The sequence below is a fragment of the Pseudomonas retamae genome, from assembly GCF_043496865.1.
GTDB classification, from domain to species: domain Bacteria; phylum Pseudomonadota; class Gammaproteobacteria; order Pseudomonadales; family Pseudomonadaceae; genus Aquipseudomonas; species Aquipseudomonas retamae.
On record NZ_JBIEIL010000030.1, the window covers coordinates 1 to 2,981 of the forward strand.

The following is a 2,981-nucleotide window of genomic DNA, read 5'->3' on the forward strand; positions in this document are numbered from 1 at the left end:
GAAACAAGGGCAAGGCCACCACTGAAGCGTTGGTGATTCTGTCACGTAAACTCGCTCGCATTGCGTTTGCCTTGATGAAAACGAAGACGAACTACGTCAGCAAAACGGCCTAAAAAGCTTGGTGAAAACCATAGAATCTCCCACAGAGCGATGTGCATCTGGCTGGAAATCTGCGACGCGGGCTTGCACTATGTAGCGCTCGAAAACACTTCGCAGGACCACCCGCCATGCCCGATGACATCCACTTCTACGAACCCGCCAACGGCCACGGCCTGCCTCACGATCCGTTCAACGCCATCGTCGGCCCACGGCCCATCGGCTGGATTTCTTCGCAGAGTGCCGACGGTCAGCTCAACCTGGCGCCGTACAGTTTCTTCAACGCGTTCAACTACATTCCGCCGATCATTGGCTTTTCCAGCATCGGCCGCAAAGACAGCCTGAACAACATCGAGCAGACCGGCGAATTCGCCTGGAACCTCGCGACGCGGCCGCTGGCCGAGCAGATGAATCAGAGCTGCGCGATGGTCGCGCCTGAGGTGAACGAGTTTGAACTGGCGGGGCTGACGACCGTAGCGTCGAAGGTGATCGCCGTGCCGCGCGTGGCAGAAAGCCCGGTGTCCTTCGAGTGCAAGGTCACGCAGATCATTCAGTTGCAGCGCGCCGATGGCGAAACCGTGCCGAGCTGGCTGATCCTCGGCGAAGTGGTCGCGGTGCACATCGCCAAGTGGTTGTTGAAGGACGGCATCTACGACACCGCCGCGGCCCAACCGATTCTGCGCGGCGGCGGGCCGGCGGACTATTTCCAGTTGGGCCCGGAGGCGCTGTTCAAGATGTGGCGCCCGGGCGCTAACAAGTAAGCGCTTACCAGATCAACTCGGCGTCATCAGTGACGCCCTTGAGTTTGTCCAGCTCATTGATCGCCGCATCGTCGGCGGCAATCGCACCGGGAAACACTTTCTCATCGAGCAGCTTGTGAAAGCGTGGCGCACCGCCATCGACCAAGGCCTTGACCGCGATTGCCGCGTAATAACCCTTGTTGCCGCCCAACTCGACGGGGACCACTGCGGAAACTGCTTCGAAGCGATCGAACTCTTTACGTGCCATGTCACACATCCCGGCTCAGACAAATAAGCCGGCCATTAAACCCTCAACCGACGAGTTTGTGTACCGGCGCCGGGCACTGGCGCAGGGCTTGTGCCGCCGAGACGTCCCTGAAAGTGTGAAAATCGAGGCTGTTGACCACCAGGTCCTGCACCAGCTCGGCGAACACTTCCATCGATGGACTGTTGAAATAAGCGGTCATCATCTGCTGACTGCTCCAGAACCCGGAGACCAGCCACAGCTCTGGATCGCATTGTGATTGCTGCAAGGAAAAACTCAGGCAACCGGGTGCCGATCGTGAAACTTCGATCAACGCGCTCAGGCGCACACCGAGTTCCGCCGAACGCCCTGCCTGGGCACGAACGAAGGCCATATGACTGACAGGCATCTGCTTGGACATGATCAACCCTCCATGAAATCGCGTGGCAGCCAGGGGCGGGCTGCGACTGAAGCAAAGATTAAGGGCCCGGACGTGTGCGCCGTTAGTCGATTCCTGTCGTCGAGTTGCCCAATCCTGCGCCACTGCGCCTAGCACCTGTAACAAGCTGTAAATCCGTGTCACAGGCTTGTCATACGGCGTATCAAGCAAGTTTGCCGGGCTGCGTCCTGTTGTGGCCGGGTAGCCAGGCAAGCGCCGGCAGGATCAGGCAAGCATTTGACAGAATGTGTCTACCGCTCGCGCTTGCACAAACTTATGCTCTGCTGCATTCCACCTCACCTGCCGAGGATGCCGTGCATGACGTCATTCGATCGTTTTCAAGCCGAACCCACTGCTGACATGGAAAAACAGCGCGCGGAGCTGGCGGCGATCATTCGCCGCAATACCAGCGACGATGGCAGCTACCAGACCGCCATCGGCTCGCTGTTCATGTCGCGTCACACCCAGTCCCACGACTTCGCCCCGGTGCTCGCCCAACCGGCGCTGTGCATCATGGCGCAGGGGCGCAAAGAGGTGCGGCTGGCCGACGAGTTCTTCAATTACGACCCGCTGAATTATCTGGTGGTATCGGTTTCGATGCCGCTGAGCGGGCGCGTGGTCAATGTCTCGCCGGACGAACCGATTCTCGCCGTGCGCCTGGATATCGACCCGACCGAAATCACCGCGCTGATCGCCGATGCCGGCCCGATGGGCGTGCCGACCCGGCCAACCGGGCGTGGGCTGTATGTTGAGCGCATTGACAGTTCGATGCTCGACGCGGTGCTGCGTCTGGCACGGCTGCTGGATGCACCGAAAGACATCGCCATGCTCGCGCCGCTGATTCGTCGCGAGATTCTCTATCGCCTGTTGCGCAGTCCGCAGGGCCATCGCTTGTACGAAATCGCGATTGCCAACAGCCAGAGCCATCGCATCAGCCAAGCGATCAAATGGCTCAACGGCAACTTCGAGCAGCCACTGCGCATCGATGATCTGGCCAAAGAAGTGAACCTCAGCGTTTCGACCCTGCATCACCGCTTCAAGGCGATGACGGCGATGAGCCCGTTGCAGTATCAAAAGCAGTTGCGCCTGCAAGAGGCGCGGCGCTTGATGCTGACCGAAGGGCTGGAGGCGTCGGCGGCGGGGTATCGCGTAGGTTATGAAAGCCCGTCGCAGTTCAGCCGCGAGTACAGCCGCCTGTTTGGCGCGCCGCCCTTGCGGGATCTGGCGCGGTTACGACTTTCTGTCTGATCCGGAATCTGAAGCGAGGCTTATGGAGCTATCGCGAGCAGGCTCGCTCCCACGGGGAAATGCCTCCAATGTGGGAGATTCTATGGTTTTCACCAAGCTTTTTAGGCCGTTTTGCTGACGTAGTTCGTCTTCGTTTTCATCAAGGCAAACGCAATGCGAGCGAGTTTACGTGACAGAATCACCAACGCTTCAGTGGTGGCCTTGCCCTTGTTTC

4 protein-coding genes and 2 pseudogenes are annotated in these 2,981 nt (G+C 59.2%); 3 read left to right on the top strand and 3 right to left on the bottom strand.

The features are described 5' to 3' along the window. Together ACGSLL_RS28190 and ACGSLL_RS28195 are read left to right on the top strand one after the other, a co-directional pair. Positions 1-113: pseudogene (locus ACGSLL_RS28190) on the top strand (IS110 family transposase); the annotation flags it as partial. Between the two features lie 114 nt (positions 114-227). Beyond that, positions 228-857, top strand: a complete 630-nt coding sequence (locus ACGSLL_RS28195) for a flavin reductase family protein (protein WP_394508681.1) — start codon at positions 228-230, stop codon at positions 855-857. Positions 858-861: 4 nt separating this feature from the next. Here ACGSLL_RS28195 and ACGSLL_RS28200 read toward each other — a convergent pair whose 3' ends face one another. Next, positions 862-1,104 carry a hypothetical protein gene (locus ACGSLL_RS28200; RefSeq protein ID WP_394508682.1) on the bottom strand — a complete coding sequence of 81 codons (243 nt, stop codon included), beginning with the start codon at positions 1,102-1,104 and terminating at the stop codon, positions 862-864. Positions 1,105-1,147: 43 nt separating this feature from the next. Continuing rightward, positions 1,148-1,501 (bottom strand): antibiotic biosynthesis monooxygenase family protein, encoded by a 354-nt coding sequence (locus ACGSLL_RS28205; protein ID WP_394508683.1) that lies wholly within the window; start codon positions 1,499-1,501, stop codon positions 1,148-1,150. A 336-nt stretch (positions 1,502-1,837) separates the two neighbouring features. Between ACGSLL_RS28205 and ACGSLL_RS28210 the strand changes: the two genes are divergently transcribed. After that, positions 1,838-2,767 carry an AraC family transcriptional regulator gene (locus ACGSLL_RS28210; protein ID WP_332766416.1) on the top strand — a complete coding sequence of 310 codons (930 nt, stop codon included), beginning with the start codon at positions 1,838-1,840 and terminating at the stop codon, positions 2,765-2,767. 101 nt (positions 2,768-2,868) lie between these two features. On the opposite strand, the pseudogene ACGSLL_RS28215 reads toward ACGSLL_RS28210, so the two are convergent. Further along, positions 2,869-2,981, bottom strand: a pseudogene (locus ACGSLL_RS28215) (IS110 family transposase); the annotation flags it as partial.

What these genes read in the sequence shown, in the direction of transcription:
- ACGSLL_RS28205 (WP_394508683.1), bottom strand. Translation starts at nt 1,501, where the DNA reads ATGTCCAAGCAGATGCCTGTCAGTCATATGGCCTTCGTTCGTGCCCAG.
- ACGSLL_RS28210 (WP_332766416.1), top strand. Translation starts at nt 1,838, where the DNA reads ATGACGTCATTCGATCGTTTTCAAGCCGAACCCACTGCTGACATGGAA.
- ACGSLL_RS28200 (WP_394508682.1), bottom strand. Translation starts at nt 1,104, where the DNA reads ATGGCACGTAAAGAGTTCGATCGCTTCGAAGCAGTTTCCGCAGTGGTC.
- ACGSLL_RS28195 (WP_394508681.1), top strand. Translation starts at nt 228, where the DNA reads ATGCCCGATGACATCCACTTCTACGAACCCGCCAACGGCCACGGCCTG.